21 protein-coding genes are annotated in these 23330 nt (G+C 45.2%); 5 read left to right on the top strand and 16 right to left on the bottom strand.

Annotated elements, in window-relative coordinates; all coding sequences use genetic code 11:
- Positions 1-370: 370 nt before the first annotated feature.
- The 14 genes from AACT19_RS21550 to pilM all read right to left on the bottom strand — a co-directional run bounded on the left by AACT19_RS21550 (position 371) and on the right by pilM (position 15799).
- Positions 371-949: an aminodeoxychorismate/anthranilate synthase component II gene (locus AACT19_RS21550; RefSeq protein ID WP_004729656.1), complete on the bottom strand. Its 579-nt coding sequence runs from the start codon at positions 947-949 to the stop codon at positions 371-373.
- Between the two features lie 200 nt (positions 950-1149).
- The gene (locus tag AACT19_RS21545; RefSeq protein WP_076648698.1) at positions 1150-3744 is read right to left on the bottom strand and encodes an ExeM/NucH family extracellular endonuclease; all 2595 of its coding nucleotides are present in this window, start codon (positions 3742-3744) and stop codon (positions 1150-1152) included.
- Positions 3745-4129: 385 nt separating this feature from the next.
- Positions 4130-5146: a tryptophan--tRNA ligase gene (gene trpS / locus AACT19_RS21540; protein ID WP_017103608.1), complete on the bottom strand. Its 1017-nt coding sequence runs from the start codon at positions 5144-5146 to the stop codon at positions 4130-4132.
- A 175-nt stretch (positions 5147-5321) separates the two neighbouring features.
- Positions 5322-6008, bottom strand: a complete 687-nt coding sequence (locus AACT19_RS21535) for a phosphoglycolate phosphatase (protein ID WP_017077621.1) — start codon at positions 6006-6008, stop codon at positions 5322-5324.
- Between the two features lie 102 nt (positions 6009-6110).
- Positions 6111-6785 carry a ribulose-phosphate 3-epimerase gene (gene rpe, locus AACT19_RS21530; protein WP_029222055.1) on the bottom strand — a complete coding sequence of 225 codons (675 nt, stop codon included), beginning with the start codon at positions 6783-6785 and terminating at the stop codon, positions 6111-6113.
- Between the two features lie 200 nt (positions 6786-6985).
- Entirely contained in the window at positions 6986-7834 is an 849-nt protein-coding gene (locus AACT19_RS21525; protein ID WP_004729661.1) for a Dam family site-specific DNA-(adenine-N6)-methyltransferase, read from the bottom strand.
- Positions 7835-7903: 69 nt separating this feature from the next.
- Entirely contained in the window at positions 7904-9421 is a 1518-nt protein-coding gene (locus tag AACT19_RS21520) for an SPOR domain-containing protein (protein WP_076648696.1), read from the bottom strand.
- Between the two features lie 79 nt (positions 9422-9500).
- On the bottom strand, positions 9501-10589 hold the full coding sequence (gene aroB / locus AACT19_RS21515) for a 3-dehydroquinate synthase (protein ID WP_004729663.1): 1089 nt from the start codon (positions 10587-10589) through the stop codon (positions 9501-9503).
- A gap of 25 nt (positions 10590-10614) precedes the next feature.
- Positions 10615-11133, bottom strand: coding sequence for a shikimate kinase AroK (gene aroK / locus AACT19_RS21510; RefSeq protein WP_004729664.1), 519 nt, complete (start codon positions 11131-11133; stop codon positions 10615-10617).
- A 176-nt stretch (positions 11134-11309) separates the two neighbouring features.
- On the bottom strand, positions 11310-13028 hold the full coding sequence (locus AACT19_RS21505) for a type IV pilus secretin PilQ (RefSeq protein WP_076648694.1): 1719 nt from the start codon (positions 13026-13028) through the stop codon (positions 11310-11312).
- Positions 13029-13063: 35 nt separating this feature from the next.
- A complete protein-coding gene (locus AACT19_RS21500; RefSeq protein ID WP_017085981.1) occupies positions 13064-13585 on the bottom strand; it encodes a pilus assembly protein PilP in 522 nt (173 codons plus the stop codon).
- A complete protein-coding gene (locus tag AACT19_RS21495) occupies positions 13569-14198 on the bottom strand; it encodes a type 4a pilus biogenesis protein PilO (protein ID WP_004729667.1) in 630 nt (209 codons plus the stop codon). The genes AACT19_RS21500 and AACT19_RS21495 overlap by 17 nt, the downstream gene beginning before the upstream one ends.
- Positions 14191-14790, bottom strand: a complete 600-nt coding sequence (locus AACT19_RS21490; RefSeq protein ID WP_017077615.1) for a PilN domain-containing protein — start codon at positions 14788-14790, stop codon at positions 14191-14193. The genes AACT19_RS21495 and AACT19_RS21490 overlap by 8 nt, the downstream gene beginning before the upstream one ends.
- The gene (gene pilM / locus AACT19_RS21485; protein WP_029405027.1) at positions 14774-15799 is read right to left on the bottom strand and encodes a type IV pilus assembly protein PilM; all 1026 of its coding nucleotides are present in this window, start codon (positions 15797-15799) and stop codon (positions 14774-14776) included. Before pilM ends, AACT19_RS21490 begins: the two co-directional genes overlap by 17 nt.
- A gap of 151 nt (positions 15800-15950) precedes the next feature.
- On the opposite strand from pilM, the gene AACT19_RS21480 reads away from it, so the two are divergent.
- Positions 15951-18512: a penicillin-binding protein 1A gene (locus tag AACT19_RS21480; protein WP_019350879.1), complete on the top strand. Its 2562-nt coding sequence runs from the start codon at positions 15951-15953 to the stop codon at positions 18510-18512.
- Between the two features lie 111 nt (positions 18513-18623).
- On the opposite strand, the gene oxyR is transcribed toward AACT19_RS21480, so the two are convergent.
- Complete coding sequence (oxyR, locus tag AACT19_RS21475) at positions 18624-19517, bottom strand: DNA-binding transcriptional regulator OxyR (protein ID WP_076648692.1); 894 nt, start codon at positions 19515-19517, stop codon at positions 18624-18626.
- On the opposite strand from oxyR, the gene AACT19_RS21470 reads away from it, so the two are divergent.
- From AACT19_RS21470 to AACT19_RS21460, 3 genes are all read left to right on the top strand, one after another.
- Positions 19516-19695, top strand: a complete 180-nt coding sequence (locus AACT19_RS21470; RefSeq protein WP_017080197.1) for a hypothetical protein — start codon at positions 19516-19518, stop codon at positions 19693-19695. The genes oxyR and AACT19_RS21470 overlap by 2 nt on opposite strands.
- A 43-nt stretch (positions 19696-19738) precedes the next feature.
- Complete coding sequence (locus AACT19_RS21465) at positions 19739-20467, top strand: glutathione peroxidase (protein WP_004729672.1); 729 nt, start codon at positions 19739-19741, stop codon at positions 20465-20467.
- Positions 20468-20792: 325 nt separating this feature from the next.
- Positions 20793-22259, top strand: a complete 1467-nt coding sequence (locus AACT19_RS21460; RefSeq protein ID WP_017077610.1) for a dihydrolipoyl dehydrogenase — start codon at positions 20793-20795, stop codon at positions 22257-22259.
- Positions 22260-22432: 173 nt separating this feature from the next.
- Here the strand turns inward: AACT19_RS21460 and AACT19_RS21455 are convergent, their stop codons facing one another.
- Positions 22433-22780, bottom strand: coding sequence for a RidA family protein (locus AACT19_RS21455; protein ID WP_004729674.1), 348 nt, complete (start codon positions 22778-22780; stop codon positions 22433-22435).
- Between the two features lie 87 nt (positions 22781-22867).
- Here AACT19_RS21455 and AACT19_RS21450 point away from each other — a divergent pair, with 87 nt between their 5' ends.
- Entirely contained in the window at positions 22868-23116 is a 249-nt protein-coding gene (locus AACT19_RS21450; RefSeq protein WP_029235154.1) for a DUF3624 domain-containing protein, read from the top strand.
- The last annotated feature ends 214 nt before the right edge of the window (positions 23117-23330 follow it).

Genomic DNA, 23330 nt, shown 5'->3' with positions numbered 1-23330 from the left:
CATTATATTTACATTTAATTAACGTTTTCAATAGTAGATTATTCTTTAGCTATCCCTAACAACCAGCTAAACGTCACTACCTATGACTATTTATGCATCAATTAATCTGTTTTATGAAGCTTTTTTTACGTAAACGTATAACCTGCAACGGCAAAGCCTTACTGGCATTGCGGTATATTGGGTTCGAGACGAAATAAGGCGAATAATTTTGCATAGGCTAAAAACTTAGCCTCAAGAGGGAGAAATGTTATAAAAAGTGATCAGCGTCAGAGGAGTAAGAGACGCGTAGCGCCCGAATTTAAACGCTTAACGAATGGACTAACAGGTTTAACTGGCTTATTTAGGCGGAGAAACGGTCGAATTTAAACAATCAACGCGCTAAGAAGTTAGCGAGAAGCTGGTGTCCTTGCTCTGTTTTAATCGACTCAGGGTGAAATTGCACCGCATCAATCGGCAAGGTTTTGTGTTGATAACCCATGATCTCATCCATGCTGCCATCTTCAAATTCTGTCCAAGACGTCAGTTCAAAGCAGTCAGGAAGCGTGCCATTTTTCACCACTAGGGAATGGTAACGTGTCACAGTTAGAGGGTTATTAAGCCCTTGAAAGACGCTCTTGCCATTGTGGCGTATTGGAGAGGTTTTACCGTGCATCACTTGTCTGGCTCGCACTACTTCACCACCAAACACTTGAGCAATGGCTTGATGACCAAGACACACACCTAAGATCGGCAGTTTACCCACGAAGTGTTCAATGACTTGTAGAGAGATTCCCGCATCATCAGGCGTACAAGGACCTGGCGAGATAACAAGATGGCTAGGATTCAGCGCTTCAATACCGACAATATCAATCTCATCGTTGCGAACAACTTTTACAGTGACCCCTAACTCACAGAAATACTGATACAAGTTATAGGTAAAAGAGTCGTAGTTATCGATGATAAGTAACATGGGTCGAAATCGTTTGCTAAATACTAAATGATTGGGAGATATAGGGGCGGTATTGTGCAATACCCATGGCGAAAGGCAAGTGGAAACTGCATTTCGCTAATAATTAAGGCCAACCTAAGTTGACCTTAATTGTTTACAGATAGCCTTAAGTTATCTGAATTGGCTTGCTTGTATAGCAAGCCAATCTATTTGTGATTGAGCTACTTGCGACGACGCCACATTGCTAAACCAAATAGTGACATCAGAGCACCGAAGCCAAATGAACCACCTACTCGCAGTTCAAGAACAGCAGGATCATGATCCGATGAACGGAAGTGATCTTGGTACTTAGGTAGGTCACCTTTGAACTCTTCGTTGTAGTCAAACAACGTCGACTCACCACCATTGATGTGCCAATCGGTCGCATCGACAACCCTATCTTTCAGGCTGTCACTGATCAACAAATGATCCAAAGCACCAACTTCATCATTGTATGAGTAGCTCCAGCTATCTGGGTGCTTTTGAGCCACAGCATTAATGTAGCCGTAGTTCTTAGTAATCACCGCACCGTTATCACCAAACTGCTCGACGCCGTCAATGTAAGTGTTACGAGCCGCTTTGATTTGCTTGCCGTATTTCTCTTCAGAGTAATCCGTAAGCACCAGCATTGGGTCTTCCATGCCGTACGAGTTCATATCCCCCAGAATCACTTTATGGCCTTTGATGCCGTCTAGCGCTTCACCCAGAGCAACTGCTGCAGCCACACGGAAGTTCTCACATGAGCCTTGCTTATCGGCGTCAACACCACCTTGGCCGCCCTGTTCAACAGGTGCTGCATCTTCCCAACACTTAGAACCTTTCGATTTAAAGTGGTTAATCGCAACGGTGAGTTTCTCTTTAGTGCCTTTAACTTTAAAGGTTGGCGCCAATGAGTCACGTTGGTAGTTCTTACCGTCTTCAATCACCTTGCCAGAATCGTCTAACACTTCTGGTGCTTGTTGGCTTGGCATCGCGATAACACGGCTGTCTTTAAGCTTAACTACTTTCTTACGGTAGATAACGCCTGTTGTAATAACGTCGGTACCAATCGAGTCCATCTCGTCGGTCACGCCATCTTCGTTCGAATCGACAGCTACAAAGGTATAGCGGTCTTTCTTACGCTCAATGCGGTCATTCAGTTGGTTAACAAGCTGCTGAATAGCAGAGCCTTCACCAAAGCCGTTGTTCTCAATTTCCATCAAACCAATGATGTCTGCATCTAAGCGAAGAATCGCGTTCACTATCTTCTCTTGCTGCATCTCAAACTCGGTGATGGTGTTCGCACCACGGTTGTTGCCGTGTTGATTCGCGTCACCGCCAAATGGAGAGTTGAAGTAGTTCAAAACATTGAAAGTCGCGATGCGAAGGTCGCCTTCATCCATGTCTGGTTTGTCAGTACGCTGATCATTACGTACAAAGTTCTCAGCCGAGATCTGGTTAGTTGTCACTAAGCGGTACTCACCGTAGCTGTAGGTAAGTACGCCTTCTAGACCAACAATGGTGTCATCAATACGAATGTAGTCTTCTGTTGAGCCATCTTGGTCGATATCGGTGCGGCCAAAATCTGGATAGAAAGGAACTTGTCCGTCACCCGCTTTTTGATCGGTTTCAACGAAAAGACGACGGTCTGCGTTATCTTCCGTTTGTTGTTTCGCGTCTTCAGAACCTGCTGCGAAAAGCTGGTTCGGCTGCATGTTAATACGCTCATGTGCCAGTACCATGTTGTTACGACGACCTGAATAATCATAACCAAAGGTACGAGTCACACGCATATCAAGCGCTTCGGTCGTTTTCACCAACATGCCTTCGTAGCGTTCAAGCGTTGCAGCGAAGTTCTCATCACTGTCTAGCGCTTCTATCGCCGTTGCTTCAGGTGCTTGTTGTTCGCCCTGTTTTAGCCATTGGTTGTTTTCAACTTTAAGCTGAGTATGGCTGTAGTATTCTTGAACCTTACCTTTCACACACACTACGTCGCCCGCAGCCAGTTCTGAGCTCGATTGATTCGTGTGGATAAATAGACCTTCAGAAGTACTTGAATTGAAGTCATCCTCAAGTGCTTGCAGGTAGAAACCTTTGGTTATGCCCGTTGTCACCGCACTCACAACACCTTTAACGAAGTACTCATCGTCCGTGATGTACGGATAGCCATCAATGAACGGTGATGTTGCGCCCTCGCCTTGGATCTCTTGAATGGTTGTGAATACTGGGTCAGAGCCATCTTGTGTACAAGTGAACGCTTCTGGCAGTTCAACACTGTCTAATGAACCTAAGCCTTCAATGCTGTCTTTTGGTAACGACACCCACTGTGAAGCATCGAATGTTGCCGAAGGAGTTTGTGTCGCTCGAACCAAAGTAACATCTTTACCCCAATCCACATCACCCATCAAACCAACAATATCGTGTACCGAGTTATCTGAATTCAAGATAGCCAGCGGGTCGTCACCGTTATGGTTAGCAATCGACGCGTTGAGAATGTCAGCGACGGCTTTAATCTCATCACTCGCACTCGTATGAGCGACAACAAGTACCTCACCAGACGCTAAAACGTGGCCATCTAAAGGTAAAGTGGCGCCCCATGAGCCGTTGCCATTCGCAGACTTAGCCAGCGAGTAACCATCTAAATTCATGCTGCTATCGCCGTCATTAGCAATCTCAACCGCTTTGTTGTAGCTGCCGCCTTCCACATATTGTGAAATAAACAAATCAGCGTGTGCACTTGCTGTTAACAAGCTACCAATTGCCACTGCTAGCAATGAAGGTTTGTGTAAAAGAGCCATCCGTTTCACCTGAGTTCATCGATTTATAGTTACTGCCGTCTATGGGCAGTCATGTATTTTGTGGTAACTATCAGGTTTATTTATGAAATGAATAAGTCAGTTAGCAAGAAAATGAGGAACTTATCACTTAATAATCATCAATTGTTTGGCACGTTATGTATTTCCAACATAAATAGAAATAAGCAAGATTTTATAAACCCCAAAGAGAGGTAATAAGAGCGCCTACACAACATTAATATTATGAATATGTTAGCGAGATAATGCTTGAATCATCAATTCAAACAAGAGATTTACTGGGAGAGCAAATGGAACGGGCACTAAAAAGCCCAAAGTAAACAGCGTCTACTTTGGGCTTAAATTCTGAAACGAGTGGCTTTAGCTCACCCTACGGGCGAGTAACAAAACCTACCGCTTCGTATGCTTTTTTCAGTGTTACTGCAGCACGCTCAGACGCTTTTTCAGCACCCGCTTTCATTACTGCGTCCATGTAAGCACGGTCAGCACGGATACGGTGGTATTCAGATTGAATCGGCTCAAGCATTTCAACTAATGCTGCGCCTACGTCTTTCTTGAATGGACCGTACATCTCAACGCCTTGGTATTGCGCTTCGATCTCTTCAAACGTTTTACCCGTCGCCGCAGAGTAAAGACCCATTAGGTTAGAGATACCCGCTTTGTTTTCCCAATCGTGGGCAATACGTGGTGGCGTTTCTGCATCGGTTTGCGCTTTGTTGATCTTCTTGATGATCGACTTAGGCTCTTCTAGCAGAGTAATCACGTTCTTACGGTTGTCATCCGACTTAGACATCTTCTTCGTCGCATCTTGCAGGCTCATTACACGTGCATTCACTGTTGGAATGTAAGGTTCTGGTACTTGGAAGATTGGCGTTTCAGGACCGTAGATGTTGTTAAAGCGATTTGCGATATCACGCGCTAGCTCTAAGTGTTGTTTCTGGTCGCTACCTACTGGCACCTGGTGAGCACCGTAAAGCAGAATGTCTGCAGCCATCAACACTGGGTAGTCGTATAGGCCTACGTTTACGTCATTTGAGTGACGTGCAGACTTATCTTTAAACTGAGTCATACGGCTCAGTTCACCCATTTGTGTGTAACAGTTAAGAAGCCAACCAAGTTGAGCATGCTCTGGTACGTGTGACTGAACAAATAGCGTGCTCTTCTTTGGATCAACACCGACAGCAAGACAGATTGCTAATGCGTCTAGAGTCGCTTCATGCAGTGCTTTCGGATCTTGGCGAACCGTAATTGCGTGAAGGTCTACAACACAGTATTGGCAATCGTAATCATCTTGCATCTGTTGCCATTGACGTAGAGCACCCAAGTAGTTACCGATACTTAGTTCACCAGATGGTTGAACACCACTCAATACGATGGGCTTGCTCATGCTTTTAATTCCTTTGCTTGTTCGCTAAGCTCGTTAACTTAGTTTCTTAACCTAGTATCTGAAAAACTTAGCTTCTTAACTTTAAAATAGAAAGCCGCACAGCTCTTCTGTACGGCTCATCCAGTGTACTCATTGATAAGTATTTTGCTAGTAGGCTAGCTAACTTTTGTCCGCTTTATGCTGAAACTAGAACGACATCTAGTAATTGTGCAATGTTGTCTGCGACATAGTCAGGGTTTGATACTGAAATCGGCTCACCGTGGTTATAGCCGTAAGTCAGACCAAACGAGTGGCAGCCTGCGTTCTTAGCCGCTTTGATGTCGTTGCTTGAATCGCCTACCATCAGCATATCTTCAGCCTTCACATTATGCTTTTCCAGCAACCAGTTCAGCGCTACTGGGTTCGGCTTTTTCTCTGGGAAAGAGTCGCCACCCAACACATCAACAAAGTACTTATCGATACCGTGCTGCGCCAGAACATCTGGTACAAATTTCGATGGCTTGTTGGTGACAAGCGCCATGGTGAAGCCCGCTTTGTCTAGCTCAGCTAACGTCTCTTTAACCGATGGATAAAGGTGACTCAGCTTATGGCCGCCTTGCTCGTAGAAGTCATCAAACAGGATACGCGCTTTCTTCAAAAGATCAGGCTCAAGGCTTGGATCAACCGTAAGATTACGGCTCAATGAACGTCCAATAAGAACATCAGCACCATTACCCACATAGTCGCGAACTTGTTCTTCGCTTACTGAAGAAAAACCCAGTTCCTGACAAGCTTGGTCAGCGGCGACAGCCAAATCAGGCACGCTATCTAACAAGGTTCCATCCAAATCAAAGGCAATCAGTTTTATTGAGCTTAATGACATCTTACTTTCCTATTTATTATGTTCGTCTTATGAGTTGAGCTCCAAGACGTAAAAAAGGGGCCAATTAGCCCCTTAATATTCAATCTATCTGTAGTTTTACGATTATGCGTTTACTTTTGCAAGCTCTGCACGCATCTCATCAATCACTTCTTTGTAATCTGGTTGATTGAAGATAGCGGAACCTGCAACAAACATATCTGCGCCCGCTTCTGCGATTTCACGGATATTATCTACCTTCACGCCGCCATCAATCTCAAGGCGGATATCGCGGCCTGATTCATCAATAAGTTTACGAACAGCGCGCAGCTTATCGAGAGTGTGAGGAATGAAAGATTGACCGCCAAAGCCAGGGTTCACAGACATTAGTAGAATCATATCTACTTTATCTAAAATGTAATCAAGGCAAGAAAGTGGCGTTGCTGGGTTAAGTACGACACCCGCTTTACAGCCGTGTTCTTTGATTAGCTGTAGAGTACGGTCAACGTGCTCAGACGCTTCAACGTGGAAGGTAATCATTGATGCGCCGGCTTTAGCAAACTCAGGTACGATGCTGTCTACTGGCTTAACCATTAAGTGAACATCGATAGGAGCTGTGATGCCGTAGTCGCGTAACGCTTTACAGATCGGTGCACCAAAAGTCAGGTTAGGTACGTAGTGGTTATCCATCACATCGAAGTGCACAACGTCGGCACCGGCTGCGAGTACTTTTTCTACGTCTTCACCAAGACGAGCAAAATCTGCAGACAAAATCGATGGAGCGATTAGAAAATCTTTCATACCAAACCTCTTAAGAGTGAGTAAATTGCGAATATCACCGCCTTGTGACATCTCGTACACGAATACAAGACTCAATCCCAAGACTATTTGGTGTGCAATTCTACCTAAGCACCTAAGCAGATTCTAGCAGTTCGAAAGATTAGTTTATGAAAGTACCCGTTGGTCACTCAATTTAATGAGTTCGAGGGTTATGGTGACGACTACAATTCTGTTGAAGCGTGTTGCTGGTTTTTCTCTTTATGAAAAAGTGCCAGTAACTCATCAACTTTATTACGCCCTGCGCCATTACGGCTAATGGTGCGCTTAACCTTGACCACGTTCAGTTCCGCACCATGGTATAAACGGCGCGTTAAGGTCGTATCATGGTTTGAAATCAAGACAGGGATGCCTCGTTCCATTGCCGCTCTTTCTGCAACATCAGCCAAGGCCGCTTGATCATCTAAGCTGAAGCCATTACCCGCATAAGAGGTAAAGTTAGCAGTACTAGACAATGGCGCATAAGGAGGATCACAATAAACCACACAGCCTTTACGGGCGCGGCTAAAGGTCTCGCTATACCCTTCACAAACAAACGTCGCTTTCTTCGCTTTCTCAGCAAAAAACTCCAACTCAGCTTCTGGAAAGTAAGGTTTTTTATAAGAACCAAATGGAACGTTAAAACCGCCCTTCTTGTTGTAACGACACAAGCCATTGAAGCCAAATCGGTTCATATACAAGAAAGCTAACGAGCGATACATGACGTTATCTGTACCATTGAACTCAGCGCGAACATCTAAGAACACTTCTCTACGGTTATTCTCCGGACAGAACCAACGCTTCGCTTCAGTGATATAGGTTTCAGGATCGGTTTTAAGTAGATTGTATAGGTTGATAAGATCGGGATTGATATCTGCAAGCAGGTACTGTTCAAAATCAGTATTCAGAAATACTGAGCCGGCACCGACAAACGGTTCTACCAATTTACGAGCAGGTGGCAGGTGACGTTGGATGTCTTCAACTAGGCCATATTTACCACCAGCCCATTTTAGAAAGGCACGCTGCTTTTTCATTTACTGCTCTATCTATCAACTCAAAAATAAGGCTGCGGAATGTAACATATTTTGAGGCTAAGCTCAGGGTTATTTCGCACGTTCTATCTCTCGATGCACTTGATTCATCGATTTTGCCCAAGGTTCCAACTGCTGAAGTGGTTTTGATAACGCACTTACGGCATCTCGCGCGACTTGAATCGTTGGATAATCTTGATAAGTGATAATAAACCACTTGGTGTCGTTACGAAGTGTTGGATAAATACGAACCTTGTCTTCGACGTCATATTCTTCAATAAAAGACTGAACATCTTCTAATGACGTCATCGCGCTCAACTGTAAGGTATAAGCGCGTGGCGAGATAGCTTGTAACTCTTCGCGAGCAAATGAGAAGGTGATCTTTTTCGTCGGCGGTGTTGATTCCGTTAGGTCAGTATCTTCATCAACTGAAGCTTGTGACTCGTTTTTCGCCGCATCAGGTTGCGCGCTAACCGCGGCACCTGTGTTTTCTTCTACGGCAGCATCAATCGCACTGGTATCGGCACTTTTCGGCTTGTCATCAAGCAAGGCATCAACCACATCAGAAGTAATCACAACACGTTGCTGCTCTTGTTTCACCTCGCCAACACTGGCTGTACCTTCCACCACAACCGGTGGTAAAGATGAACTGTCATCGTCAGCACCTTGATAGCTCATGTCAGCTTCGGCTTCAGAATCTGAAGATCCGTCGACTCCGGCTTGCTCGGTACCACTTTCCACTTCAAACGTTGGGATAGCGGTTTGTTCAATGGGAGCGATAAGTGATTGCGCTTTATCGTCAGGGGTTGGTTGACTGAACATCCACCAATAGCCACCACCAATTAAAACCAACAACAAGGCCACCACAATCGCGATATTGATGGGTGAGCCAATAATTGAGCGAATAATAATCCTTTTTTCCACTTTCAATTCTCCTAAAGCCATTAACTCGCCAGGCAAAGGTTGCGCTTTATTAAACGCACGTCGCACGCGAGTTTCAGACTCATCATCAACATATCGAATCACTAGGGATTCAAAGAAATGTTCCGCTTCTGGTTGAGAAAGATCATCGATCTCGAGGTCTATAGGCTTGTGTGGTTGCCCGTAACTAAGACGTGTTAGTAGCGTGTCTAGATGGCCAATTTCCGAGAAGAGAACGATATTGATCGTCCATTGAGGGTTTGATTGAGCTTCAAGTACCAACATCCATAATTCGGATACCAATAGCTCAGACAGTCGATGGGCATCATCTACAACGATAACCACATTACACGACTCTCCATCCAGTAGCCTTGCAAGGCTATCTGATAAAGAATCATGTTGATTAAACAGGGGATCAGAAACAATTTGGCTAAGAATAAGCGCGCGACGTTGTTGATCGTCTTGGCTTGGGTGACAAAGCAGTAAACACTGATTTTTTTCTGTCGACCATGCTTCAAGGTAGCGTTGAGCCAACCAAGATCGGCCAGAGCCAGCTTTGCCCGCAACCGTTACAAGGTTTGAACCAAAGTTAGTCAAAAGCTGTAAGCGCTCTAGCAGCTCAACTTGAGACTCTAACTCTAATACTCTTAATTCATGAGCCAAACTCATTGGGGATCCCTACTGATAAGATCGATCAGTAAAACGCTTCAGCTGCCTAGAGTTTAGCTAGGCAACCTCACAACCAAATTTAAAGAGTACGGCAGAAATCAATCGCTTGTTTAATGATGTCTTGAGGCACATCAGCGACCACTTCAGCGGTACCAATACTTGTTGGTAATACCAAACGTAACTGACCAGACAGCACTTTTTTATCACGCATCATGTGCTTCATAAAGTCTTCAAAAGACATGCTTTCTGGCGTATGGATTGGCAGTTTCGCATTCTTGAGTATAGAAATAATTCGCTCAAGTTGCTGCTGAGAGATCAGTCCCTGTAATTGAGCGGTTTTCGCTGCCATTACAGTGCCTGACGACACAGCTTCACCATGTAGCCAATTACCATAGCCTAGTTCTGCTTCGATCGCATGACCAAATGTATGACCTAGGTTCAATAACGCTCTGATTCCTGACTCTTTTTCATCTATAGCAACCACTTCAGCCTTAATCGCACAACAACGAGCAATCGCGGTAATCAGTGCGTCTTCATCAAGTTGATAAAGTTTCTCTAGATTCTGTTCCAACCAATCAAAGAAGACTTCATCGTAAATGATGCCGTATTTGATCACCTCAGCAATGCCCGCTGCGAACTCACGCTCTGGAAGCGTTGATAAGCAGTTAGTATCGATGATGACAGATTTTGGTTGGTAAAAAGCGCCGATCATATTCTTGCCAAGGGGATGGTTCACTGCAGTTTTACCGCCTACAGAGGAGTCCACTTGAGAAAGAAGGGTCGTCGGGATTTGAATGAAATCAATACCGCGCTGGTAGCAAGAGGCAGCAAAACCGACCAAATCACCGATAACACCACCACCCAAAGCAATCACCACCACATCGCGGCTGTAATTTCCTTCAAGCATGTAGCTCATCACTGAGTTGAACGTTTCAAGTGTTTTGTATTGCTCACCGTCTGGCAACTCTAAAAGAGAAGTTTGACAGCCTACTTGATCCAACAACGATAAAATTTTATCGGCATAAAGAGGCGCTACTGTCACATTACTGATAACAACAACTTTCTGTTTGCCTGATAAAAAAGAAAGGTACGCCGGGTCTTCAAATAACCCGGCGCCAATAGAGATAGGGTAGCTACGCTCAGCTAGATTGACCGTAATCCGTTCCATGGGTTTGCTCTCCGAAAAAATGAACTTAACGTTCTTCTAGCATTTTTACGATCTGGTTGGCTACCACTTTTGCACTTTGATCGTCGGTACGAACTGTGTAGTCCGCCACTTCGTCGTATAGTGCGTTGCGAGATACAGCTAGATCTTCTAGCACATCACGCGGGTTGTCTGTTTGAAGTAGAGGGCGTTTCTTGTCGCGGTTAGTGCGAGCAAGTTGCTTTTCAATTGTTGTTTCTAGGTATACAACAATGCCTCGTGCAGATAGACGGTTACGGTTTTCTTTGCTCAGCACTGAACCACCGCCTGTCGCAAGAACAATACCTTGTTCTTCTGTCAGATCGTTGATTACAGATTCTTCGCGCTTACGGAAACCATCTTCGCCCTCAACATCAAAAACCCATGCGATGTCTGCGCCAGTGCGCTCTTCGATCACAGTGTCAGAGTCTAGAAACTCCATATGAAGTTGGGAAGCTAGGTGTCTACCAATTGTACTTTTGCCGGCGCCCATTGGGCCAACAAGAAAAATATTGCGTTTCTCAGCCATGTTTTTAGCAGTAATTTACAACGTTAATTCAATGACATCGCCACAAGGTAGGTCAGTACAAGTACTGAAATTAAAAGGCCCGTGGCACCGATTCCTCACAGATAATTCGTGATAAGACCCGAAATTATCAAGGTTAGGTGCCACTAATGCAACTTTATTTTTAATCTAATTGTTCATTACTGAATCACAACTTTGGGTGTAACAAAAATAAGTAGTTCACTTTTACCCACATTTTCATAGCTACGACGGAATAATGCACCCAAAACTGGCAAGTCTCCTAACAGAGGAACTTTGTCCACTGTACTGCTCACACTGTGCTGAAATATCCCACCAAGTACGACTGTTTCACCATTATTAACAAGTACTTGCGTCCCTATGCGTTGAGTATCAATGGCAACAGCCTCACCCGTTCCCGTTTTTACTACTTGCCCTGGCCTATCTTGAGTCACGCTTAAATCCAATACCAAACGATTGTCGGGCGTGATTTGTGGTGTCACCTTAAGACTCAACACCGCTTTCTTAAATGCGACCGAAGTAGCACCACTTGAAGACGACTCTAAATAAGGAATTTCAGTACCTTGCTCAATATAAGCGGGCTTTTTATTGGTGGTGATTAAACGAGGGCTGGAAATAATCTCAGCTTTTGACTCTTGTTGTAGTGCCGACAATTCAAGATCAAGCAAGGTATCTGAACCCAGTTTGGCCACCTGAAACGCAATGCTTGATGCATTAGGAGATGTCGCCCCTAGATTAACGTTGAGGAAATCGTCAATCGCACTATTCCCACCATTATCGTCATACGGCGTAATTTGCGATGGGTGGTTGCCCTCTATCGAGCCGCCAACTTTGAAGCTACCGTTGGTGGAAGAAACACCCCAACGCACCCCTAACTCATCAAGGTTACCCTCGGTAACGGTTACGATGCGCGCCTCTATCTGGACTTGCTTCACGGGGATGTCCAAAGATTCAATGATGCCTCGTATCACGGCAATGTTTTCTGCCAGTTCACGAATCAATAGGGAATTGGTGCGTTCATCAATGGTGATCGAGCCACGATCGGACAACATGCTCACCGCACCTTCACCGCCAATCATGTCGGCAATGTCGGTGGCTTTAGCAAAATTAATCTTGATGATTTCCGACTTAAGCTCCCCTAACTCCTCTTCCAAGCGAGATTTCTCTAACGCTTGTTGCTCTCGAAGATCGAGTTCTGCTTTTGGCGCCACCAAAATAACATTGCCATCAACGCGCTTATCTAGTCCTTTAACTTGCAAGATAATGTCGAGAACTTGCTGCCAAGGTACGCCATCTAAACGTAAAGTGAGGTTACCCGCTACTGAGTCAGACACCACGAGATTGAAATCGTTGTAGTCAGCAATCAGCTGCAGGACATTTCGTACCGGGATATCTTGGAAGTTAATCGATATCAGTTTGCCCTCTTTTTCTAAAACGCTTTTCTCTTTGGTCGCTTCATTGATAACAGGCTTGCTGATCACCACCTCTATGAAGCGACCTTTTAGGTTATATTCATACTGATAGTCACCAGCGATCGTCGCCAACAGTCGTGTGCTGGGCGTCTCTTTATAGACTTCAATACCTTCCACTAGGGTCGCGAAATCCTTCACATCCAAAAGATAAAGCTTATCGTCATTAACTTGAGTATTGAGTAATTCGATACTTAACCCTTCCTGAGCACGTTGAACATCCACCACAGCGGTGCTGGTTGCCAGCTCAATAATAATGACGGCGTCTTTATCTTTGTTTACCCTAAAATCAATATTCTCCAATTGATTAGGTAAGCTCTCGGCGTGACCGAGCACACTAAAGACTAACATCACAGACACAGCAAAACCTTGTAGAGCCTTGCTCACTAATCCACTTATTCCTTTAATCATATTTACATCTCATATCCACATCATGTGACATTGGTTTACTTCAGAGCCAGTCTAACGTTGCGCTTATGCCAACAACCTAAGCCATCTGGAAGAGTTTCATTAATCTGAACGTACTGGCTCGTCACTTTAGTAACTCGGCCGTTGTTTAAGCCGATAAACTGGCCTTTTTTGACGTTTACCACGTTCCCTTTGGGTGTTTGCACTAACCCAAACACACTTGTTCCGCTTCCCATGACGCCTCTTAAACGAAGCTTACTCAACGGGTACTTTTCTAATTTTCCATTACGAGAACGCGCGCTAGGTTGCCAACAGTCTTTCTTAACTAAAGGCTGATTTTGCACGATGGCTTCTTTAGGCAGTTCAAACGGAGGACGAAAGGCTCGGCGCTGATAAGTAGCGGCCAAAAATTCAGTCGCAGGAACCAGTTGTTCCACCTCTTTTCTCGCTTTGGCCTCAACTTGCACTACAAAGTCTTCTAACGAATCTTCATTCGCTTTACAGCCCGTGAGCACAAGCAATAATAATGTTGAATAAAACACGCTATTGGGTTTCATCATTGACCTCCGATTTAAATTGGTAGGTATAAGCTCGAACCCTGAAGTGCAGCGTGCTACTTTCTTGACTGACTCGCTGCCAATTCACGTCATCAAAGCTGATGATGCGTGGCAGCTTAGCAATGGCCGCAGAGAAATCACCAATCTCGTGGTAGTCACCCGTCAGCTCGATGTTGAGCGGTAAACGATAGAGAAACTCTTTGTTCTGCTTCTGCCCCCAGTCAATTCGCGTAAATGTCAGCTTATTATCCAATCCAAGCTCGTTCACAGAGGCCAACATACTGGCTAGCTCTTTTTGAACGGGCAATTGCTCCAATAGATAGTCATAACGGCTAGTTAGCTCATCCAGCTGGCTCTGAAGCTTAGGTAAGGCCGCAACCTTATTGGCCTTTATTCTCAAGGTCGCTTTTAAGGTCTGCTCCTGTTGCTTCATCTGTTGCAGTTCATCGTCGAGCGGCAGCACATAAAGCCAAGTGCCAACACCTTGGATTAACACTATCAACACCAGAATCACGAGAAGCTGAGGCAACAATGGCCATTCGGTGATCTCATCAACATCGAGATCTTGCAAACTCATCCTGTTTTGCCAACTAATCTTATTTTGAAGGTTAGCCATGATGCGCCCCCTTCTCTTTTCTGCTCGCGGTTGTGCTTTCTAAAGACACAGGGCTAAACACAAAAGAGACCTTGAAGGTCTGAAACTCTTTATTAAAGCGCTTGCGGTTATGAACGATAGAGTGCATCTCGACCCCTTTCAGAGAATCTGAACGCTCGAGGTTATCCAACATCGTAGCGAGACGAGCAGTACTGTCGCTAATGCCCGACATTTCAATTTCCTGACCATTCATCTTTATCTTGTCGACATACACACCCTCGGGAATCAGCTCCGGCATCAAGTTCATAAAGTCGGTGGTCTTATTGCGGCCAAGCTGTAGCGATTCGACTACATCAAGCCTAGTCAGAATCGCTTTATGCTCCTGCTCTGCGACCTTTAATGACTGAATTTGTCGGTCGAGCTCGGCAATATATCGATTGAGGTAACTAAGACGTGCTTGCTGCTTGGCTTGTTGGTCGTAAAAATAGTGACCAACCGCCCATTGCCCTGCAAGCGCGATGATGACGCCAAGAATGATCAGATGGATAAAGCGCTTCTTATGCTGAGCGCGAATCTCATCACGCCACGGCAGCAGGTTAATTTGATGCAACATGCTTCTCTCCCTGCCACTTGAGTCCACTCATCGCCATACCCGCCGCAATACCGAAATGTTGCCAGTTCGTTGGTAATCGACGTCGCTTCGCCACCTTATTCTCAAATAGAGACAAAGGGTTCAGTGACTCGCAACTCAACTGAAATTGACGTTCTAGCTCTTCGGTTACCATAGGAATGCTGGCGCCCTCACCCATCAGCCAGATCCCTGAGATAGGTTGCTGTGCATTTCCTGATGAATAGAGCTGTAATTGACGCTTGAGCTTCTCAATCAAATTAACAATAAATTGATGTGTATCTTCAGTGGTGGCGAACACACTCTCGATATCACTTGTCGCACCATGGCTGCGAAGATCTTTGGTACCAAAAGCGATATCTTTATAAAACGGTGCCAAACCTTGTGGAATAATGCCTAACGACGTTTGGTCGATTCCCACATCCACCAGCAGCCAGTTTTTCTTTTCGGGGTACAGTCGTGATGCCATTTGCCAGATGTTAAGCAACCCATGCGCCTGCGTGTCTACCACCACAGGTTTAAAACCAGCTTTGGTCAAAGCATCCGCTCGGCTATCCACCACTTCTTTACGAGTGGCGTATACCTGATAACTGCTTGTCGAACCTTTACCAAATCGTTTGTCTTCTAGCTTTACAAAATCTAAACTCAGCTCCTCTATCGGAAAGGGAGATTGATGAGCAAAGGTTTGATAGATCGAAAACTCTTTTTCTCTGTCTTCTAACTCACTCTCTATTTGCAGTACTTTGCTGATCACCGTGTTATCAGGTACTGAAATGGCGACGTTGCAACAGCCAAAAGGCAGCCCTTTCCTAAGTTCTTTAAGTTTCTTAACAGTTTTCTGATACTCCAAAGTATGGTTAGCTGTAAAAATGTCGTCCGAAATCGGCAGCTCTTTGTATCCCACTAGGGCATACAACTCCCCCACGGGTTTTAGTACCACGGCTTTGATGCTGTGATGATTTATATCTATACCTGTAATTAATGATGAACCCATGTGACCTAGCTCCTGAAGTGCCAAGCATTTCGTTGATTATCTAGGGGTTGTGATTATTAGTTAAATAAGCGTTAATAAACGAAAGCTAAGTTTTTAGCCTAGAGTACAAGGGTTTGCTGCTTATCAGCCTTAACTAATCAGGGATTATCCGGTGAAGTTCATAAAGCGATTATTCATATTTACATTGATTTGCATGATTCTTGGAGTCAGTACAATTTTTGGGTTTTATTATTACGTAAAACCAGAGTTGCCTGATGTTGCCACTTTGCGTGACGTGAAGCTCCAAACGCCAATGCAAGTCTTCAGTCAAGACGGTAAGTTGATCTCTCAATTTGGCGAAAAGCGTCGCAACCCAGTGACTTATGACGAGATTCCTCGCCACTTAGTTGAAGCTCTGATTGCCACCGAAGATAGCCGTTTTTACGAACACCCAGGTATTGATCCAATTGGTATCACCCGTGCAGCGCTCGTCGTTGCAATGTCGGGTTCAGCCAAACAAGGGGCGAGTACCATTACTCAGCAGCTTGCGCGTAACTTCTTCTTATCTAATGAGAAAAAGATCATGCGTAAGATCAAAGAGATCTTCATTGCGATCCATATCGAGCAACTGCTTAGCAAAGAAGAGATCATGGAGCTTTATGTAAATAAGATCTTCCTTGGTCACCGCTCGTACGGTTTTGGCGCGGCAGCGCGTGTTTATTTCGGTAAAGATCTCCCTGAGCTTACCCTGAGTGAAATTGCTACGCTGGCGGGTATGCCAAAAGCACCGTCCACGATGAACCCTATCTATTCGATTGAGCGCGCGACTCACCGTCGTAACGTGGTATTACGTCGTATGTTAGACGAGAAATACATCACTCAAGCAGAGTTCGATGAAGCTCGTAGCGAGACATTGATATCGAAATATCACGGTGCAGAGATTGAACTGAGCGCGCCGTATGTTGCTGAAGTAGCACGTGCGTGGATGGTTGAACGCTATGGCGAAGCCGCTTACACATCAGGTATGAAGGTTTACACGACCGTTGATTCAAAACTGCAAAAGGCAGCGAACCAGGCGGCGATTAAGAACCTACTTGGCTACGATGAACGTCACGGCTACCGTGGTGCAGAAAAAGTATTATGGCAAACGGCACAATCAGCTTGGGATCAGGAACAAATCGTTAAACACCTTAAGTCTCAACCAACCTATGGTGACTTAGTCCCTGCTGTTGTTACCGCGGTTGATTCGAAAAGTGCTCAAGTTTGGGTTAAAAACCAAGGTGAAGGCACTATTGAGTGGCAAGGCATGAACTGGGCGCGTAAATTCCTAACGGATAATCGCCAAGGACCAGCCCCTTCTCAAGCGAAAGAGATTCTTGCTGTTGGTGAACAAGTTTGGGTTCGCCATGAAGCAATTACAGGAGACGAAGTATCTGAAGAACCGACAGAAGAGTCAGCAGAGGCGAAGTCAGAAACACCTGTTGAATGGCGACTAAGCCAAGTACCCAATGCGAACACTGCTTTTGTTGCAATGAACCCGAACAACGGTGCGGTATTGTCGATGGTGGGTGGCTTTAACTTTGTTCACAACAAATTCAACCGTGCGACGCAATCTATTCGTCAGGTGGGTTCTGGTATCAAACCATTTATCTACTCAGCGGCCATTGATAAAGGCCTAACGTTGGCATCACTGATCAACGATGCGCCTATTAATCAATGGGATAAGAGCCAAGGTACCGCATGGCGACCAAAGAACTCACCACCGACCTACGTGGGTCCTACGCGTTTACGTATTGGCTTAGCTCAATCTAAAAACGTAATGGCTGTGCGTGTGCTGCGTGAAGTTGGCTTAGATGATACTCGTAACTACCTAACTCGTTTTGGTTTTGATATTGACGAAGTACCTCGTTCTGAAACCATTGCTCTAGGTGCGGGTAGCTTAACGCCAATGAAGGTAGCTCAAGGTTACTCAGTATTCGCTAATGGCGGCTACTACGTTGAACCTTTCTACATCAGCCGTATTGAAACGCCATTTGGTGAGACTGAATTCGAAGCGACACCAAAAGTGGTTTGTAAGGACAATTGCGATCATAAGGTTGCCACAGACCCAATGGCCGATGAGTTTGCAGAGCAAGATGTGGATGCCAAAGTGCAATACGCGCCTCAAGTCATCTCTGAGCAGAACGCATTCCTTGTTCGTGAAATGATGTACAGCAACATCTGGGGCGGCGGTGACTGGAGTGCTGGTACAGGTTGGAATGGTACAGGTTGGCGAGCTCAGCCGTTGAAGCGTCGTGACATTGGCGGTAAAACCGGTACAACCAATGACTCGAAAGATACATGGTACAGCGGCTACGGCCCTGGCATGGTGGCAACGGTATGGGTTGGTTTTGATAACCACAACCGTAACCTAGGTCGAACTAAAGCGAACTCTAACCTTGGCAAGAGCCAGATTACCGGTGCCGAAGCGGGCGCTAAAACGGCAGAGCCTGCATGGGTTGATTTCATGGGTACGGCGTTAGCGGGCGTTCCTGCTGAGCGTAAAGAGATTCCGGAGAACATCGTTCGTGTTCGTATCGACCGTGAAACTGGCTTACTGACTAATAAGTTCGATAGCTCATCAATGTTCGAGTACTTCGAGAAAGGCACAGAGCCAACTGAGTACATCACTGAACGTTTCAATGATGACATCTACTCAACGTCATCAGGCGAAGCAGTAGAAGAGCTATTCTAGCTAGGGTTTGTTGAACCGAGTAAGATGAACCAACAAAAAAGGGTTGATATGAATTCATATCAACCCTTTTTTATATCTACATCTGAACGAACTCCGCTCTAAACTCGAGTGCTAAACCGTTTTTTCCAATTGAGTTCGGATAGCCTCAGCCAGTTGCTCAAAACGCCCCTTTAGCGGAGAGCCCGGTCGATAAGCAACAACAATGCGACGTGAAGGTGTTGGATTCACCGCTGGCACGTAACACACGCCATCTTTCTGCTTTTCCTTTGGAACCGATAACTGAGGTAACAAGGTAATGCCCGCCCCTGCCGCTACCATGTTACGCAGCGTTTCTAAGCTGGTCGCTTTAAAGCGCTCATCATCTTTTGCACCCGCAGCAAAACAGAAGCCCAAAGCTTGATCTCGTAAGCAGTGACCATCACCCAGCGCAAGTACGGTTTGTCCATTTAATTGCAGCATATCGACAGCGTCCTGCTGTGCCCATTCATGATCACACGGTACGGCAACGCTTAATGGTTCGTCATAGACATCAATCTCTTTGAACGCCGCCGTTTCATCTACCGCAGCCAGCACCAAGCAATCAAGCTTGCCATCTTCTAACTGGCTCACTAACTGATGTGTCTGCGCTTCGTGCAGGTAAAGCTCAAGATCGGGGAAACTCTCTTTTAGATAAGGTATGATCTTAGGCAAAATGTACGGGCCAACGGTTGGGATAAAACCAATGTGCATCGGCCCCGTCATCGCTTCACCGTGTCCACTTGCCATATCTTTAAACGTCTTTACCTCGTTGAGAATGCGCTTGGCTTGCTCAACAAGTTGTAAACCTGATTCTGTAAATATTACCTTCCTTGGGCTACGCTCGGTTAATTGAAGTCCAATTTCATCTTCCAGTTTGCGTATCTGACCGCTCAATGTCGGCTGACTTACAAAGCACGCTTCTGCTGCTTTTCGAAAATGTTTGTGCTCAGCGAGCGCCACCAAGTATTCAAAGTCACGAATGTTCATGCTCAGTCTCTTACCTCAGGTTTTAATAAGAACAAGGGTTTTAATAGAAACATTTAAAAGAAAAATGCTCTTGATAGAATTTACCTATCAAAACCATAACATCAAACGATTAGAGCTATCAAAGGATTTATCTAATAATGGGCTCAACGAAACGAAACAGAGCAAAGAAAAACGTTAAGCTCTGATAGAACAAAATTAAAATACTATTTAAGGAAATCAATATGTTTGCATCTAAAGAAGGTCAATCAATCCCTCAAGTAACATTCCCAACTCGCCAAGGTGATGCATGGGTTAATGTAACGACGGAAGAGCTATTCAAAGACAAGACAGTTATCGTATTCAGCCTGCCAGGTGCGTTTACACCAACATGTTCTTCAAGCCACCTACCTCGTTACAACGAGCTGCACTCTGTATTCAAAGAAAACGGCGTTGATGACATCCTTTGTGTTTCTGTAAACGACACGTTCGTAATGAACGCATGGAAAGCAGACCAAGAAGCTGAAAAAATCACATTCATCCCAGATGGCAACGGCGACTTCACAGACGGCATGGGTATGCTAGTTGAGAAAAACGACATCGGCTTTGGCAAACGTTCATGGCGCTACAGCATGCTGGTTAAAAACGGCGTGGTAGAAAAAATGTTCATCGAAGAAGACGTACCAGGCGACCCGTTCAAGGTTTCTGATGCTGATACTATGCTTAACTACCTTGCTCCTGAACACAAAGAGCAAGAGTCAATCACAGTATTCACTAAGCCAGGCTGTCCTTTCTGTATGAAAGCAAAACAGAACCTAATCGACAAAGGTCTAAACTACGAAGAAGTGGTTCTAGGTAAAGACGCAACAACAGTAAGCCTACGTGCAATCTCTGGTCGCACTACCGTTCCTCAAGTATTCATCGGTGGCAAACACATCGGTGGTAGCGAAGAACTAGAAACTTTCCTAGGTTAATCACTTAGTCGCTAATAAACGCTTAGCAATTAAATAACCTAAGCAATTAAATAGCTTAGTAATACCAGCTAACCCACCCTCTTGTGGGTTAGCTATTCCAAACCACTCTTATCTGAGCTTTGGAAAAAGATACAGCTTCTGACTCGCCAACTTTTAACTAACCTATAGTTAGTAACAAGAAGCAGTTAGTAACAAAAAGCTGAATCACAAGCTAAACCTAATAAAACAGAATCACAAAACTGACCCGCAATCCTGACTCTCAACAAAATCACCAGAGTTGGAGGGGTTCGTTCACACTAAATTTAGCCATTGCGAGAAAATTATTATGAAACAAGTCAATGTAGATGTAGCAGTTATCGGGGGCGGTACGGCAGGTCTAGGTTCTTACCGCGCTGCAAAAGCACACACTGACAGTGTAGTGATGATTGAAGGCGGCCCTTACGGTACAACCTGTGCTCGTGTTGGTTGTATGCCATCTAAACTGCTTATTGCAGCTGCAGAAAGTGTACATCACATCGAGAAAGCTCCGGCTTTTGGCGTTCACCCACAAGGTGATATCGTGATTAACGGCCGTGAAGTGATGGACCGAGTGAAATTTGAACGTGACCGTTTTGTTGGTTTTGTTTTAGAAGGTGTTGATGAAATCCCAGAACAAGACAAGATCTCTGGCTACGCAAAGTTCTTAGACGACAACACGCTACAAATCGATGACCACACGGTTGTCAGCGCTAAGCGAATTGTTATCGCGACCGGTTCTCGCCCTGCATACCCTGCAGTTTGGAATGAACTTGGTGACCGCCTGATCATTAACGATGACGTGTTCAGCTGGGATGATTTACCAGAATCGGTTGCGGTATTTGGCCCGGGCGTTATTGGCCTAGAGCTTGGTCAGTCACTGCATCGCTTAGGTGTGAAGACCAAACTGTTCGGTTTGGGTGGTCAAGTGGGTCCAGTAACCGACCCTGAAATCATGGCGTATGCAGATAAAGCCTTCAATGAAGAGTTCTACCTAGATGCTGACGTAAAAATCGAAAGCATGAAGCGCATTACCACTGAATCAGGTGAAGATCGCGTTGAAATCCAGTTCATCAATAAGCAAGGTGAACTAGAAACTAACATCGTTGAGTATGTGCTGGCAGCAACAGGCCGTCGTCCTAACACTGATAAGCTTGGCCTAGAGAATACCTCTCTAGAACTTGATGAACGTGGTGTGCCAATCGCCGACCACTACACGCTACAAACATCGTTACCATCGGTATTTATTGCCGGAGATGCAAGCAACCAACTGCCTCTACTGCATGAAGCAGCAGACCAAGCACGTATTGCGGGTGATAATGCAGGTCGCTTCCCTGAGATTCGCGCAGGCTTACGCCGCTCTAAAATCTCTGCGGTATTCTCTGACCCACAAATCGCGATGGTGGGTGAAACATACAAAGAGATCATAACCCGCTTAGGCACATGTGGTTGTTTCGCAACCGGTGAAGTGTCTTTCGAGAACCAAGGTCGTTCACGAGTGATGCTACGCAACAAAGGTATTCTGCACGTTTACGGCGAGCAAGGTACAGGCCGTTTCCTTGGTGCTGAGATGATGGGACCAAACGCAGAACATTTGGCTCACTTACTCGCATGGGCACACCAGAAAAAGATGACGGTTTCTGAAATGTTGGATATGCCATTTTACCACCCAGTAATTGAAGAAGGTGTACGAACAGCGCTACGTGACCTGAATGCGAAACTGCACCTTGGTCCAGAGATGGTGAAACACTGTCTAGATTGTGGCCCTGGTTGTTAATCTCAGGTCGTTGAAAAACTAGCAGTTTGGTCTATCAACAAAGACTAGATACTAAAAAGGAAAGCCATTGGCTTTCCTTTTTGTTTTTGGCTTCGAGCATCGTCATTCCAGAGCCGAGGGACGAGGTATCTGGAATCTCTTGAAGCCATTACTTGTCGCTAAAGGCTTAGCGATTACTTCTCAGCAGCAATCACAGAGATCTCAACAAGTAGCGCTTCGCGAGCCATGTCGCCCGTCACACATGCGCGAGCTGGAGCGTGACCTTCTGGAACCCATGCATCCCAAACTGCATTCATTTCTTGGAAGTCTTTCATGTCTTTCAAGTAAATCGTTGCTGACAGCATGTGTTCCTTGTCGCTACCCGCTTGCTCAAGTAGGGCTTCCACTTTATCCAGCATCGTTTGTGTTTGCTCAGTGATGTCTTTGGTTGCATCAGCACACACTTGGCCACATAGGTAGATAGTGCCGTTGTGTTTAACAATACGGCTCATGCGTTGTTTGGTTTCTTGGCGCTCAATCATCGACTTTCTCTCTCTGTGTCACCGTGATCCAATATCTTGTGACGTGTTATTATCAAGGCAACAAGCATAACGCGAATCAAACCTAAGATGACATGCATTCATTGCAATAAAAGTGAAAAAATCCGTAACAAACTCGGCCGCTGCCAGCGCTGTATGAATCAGCTGATGGTGTTGTCGATTTTAAGTTGGGGAGCATGGTGGTTGTTTTTCAAAGAAGACCCAAAAACCATCAATGCCATCGCGTTGATGATGGCCGCTTTTGCGTTCAGTGGCTTGCTGTCGTTGCATTGGATAATGAAGTTTGTCGTGCTGCCTTTAAGGAACAAAAAGCGTTAACAGAGAGACGTTGCTAGATAAGTGATAACGACTAGATAAGCGATAAAGGCTAGATGCCCAATTAAATGACCCGACTTAGCAAGCCATCATCATTTCCCAAACAGCAGATAGAAAAAAGCCCCAGAACCAATCGATTCTAGGGCTTTCTTAGAAAATTCTAAGAAAAAGCAGTGGTACTTTAATAGACCGGACTTTTCTTAATTTGTTCCCAAAA

It is taken from the genome of Vibrio sp. 10N.222.47.A9, assembly GCF_963872585.1.
GTDB classification, from domain to species: Bacteria; Pseudomonadota; Gammaproteobacteria; order Enterobacterales; family Vibrionaceae; genus Vibrio; species Vibrio splendidus.
Note: the sequence above shows the minus strand (reverse complement) of the source record. Positions and strands in the feature narration are given on the sequence as shown.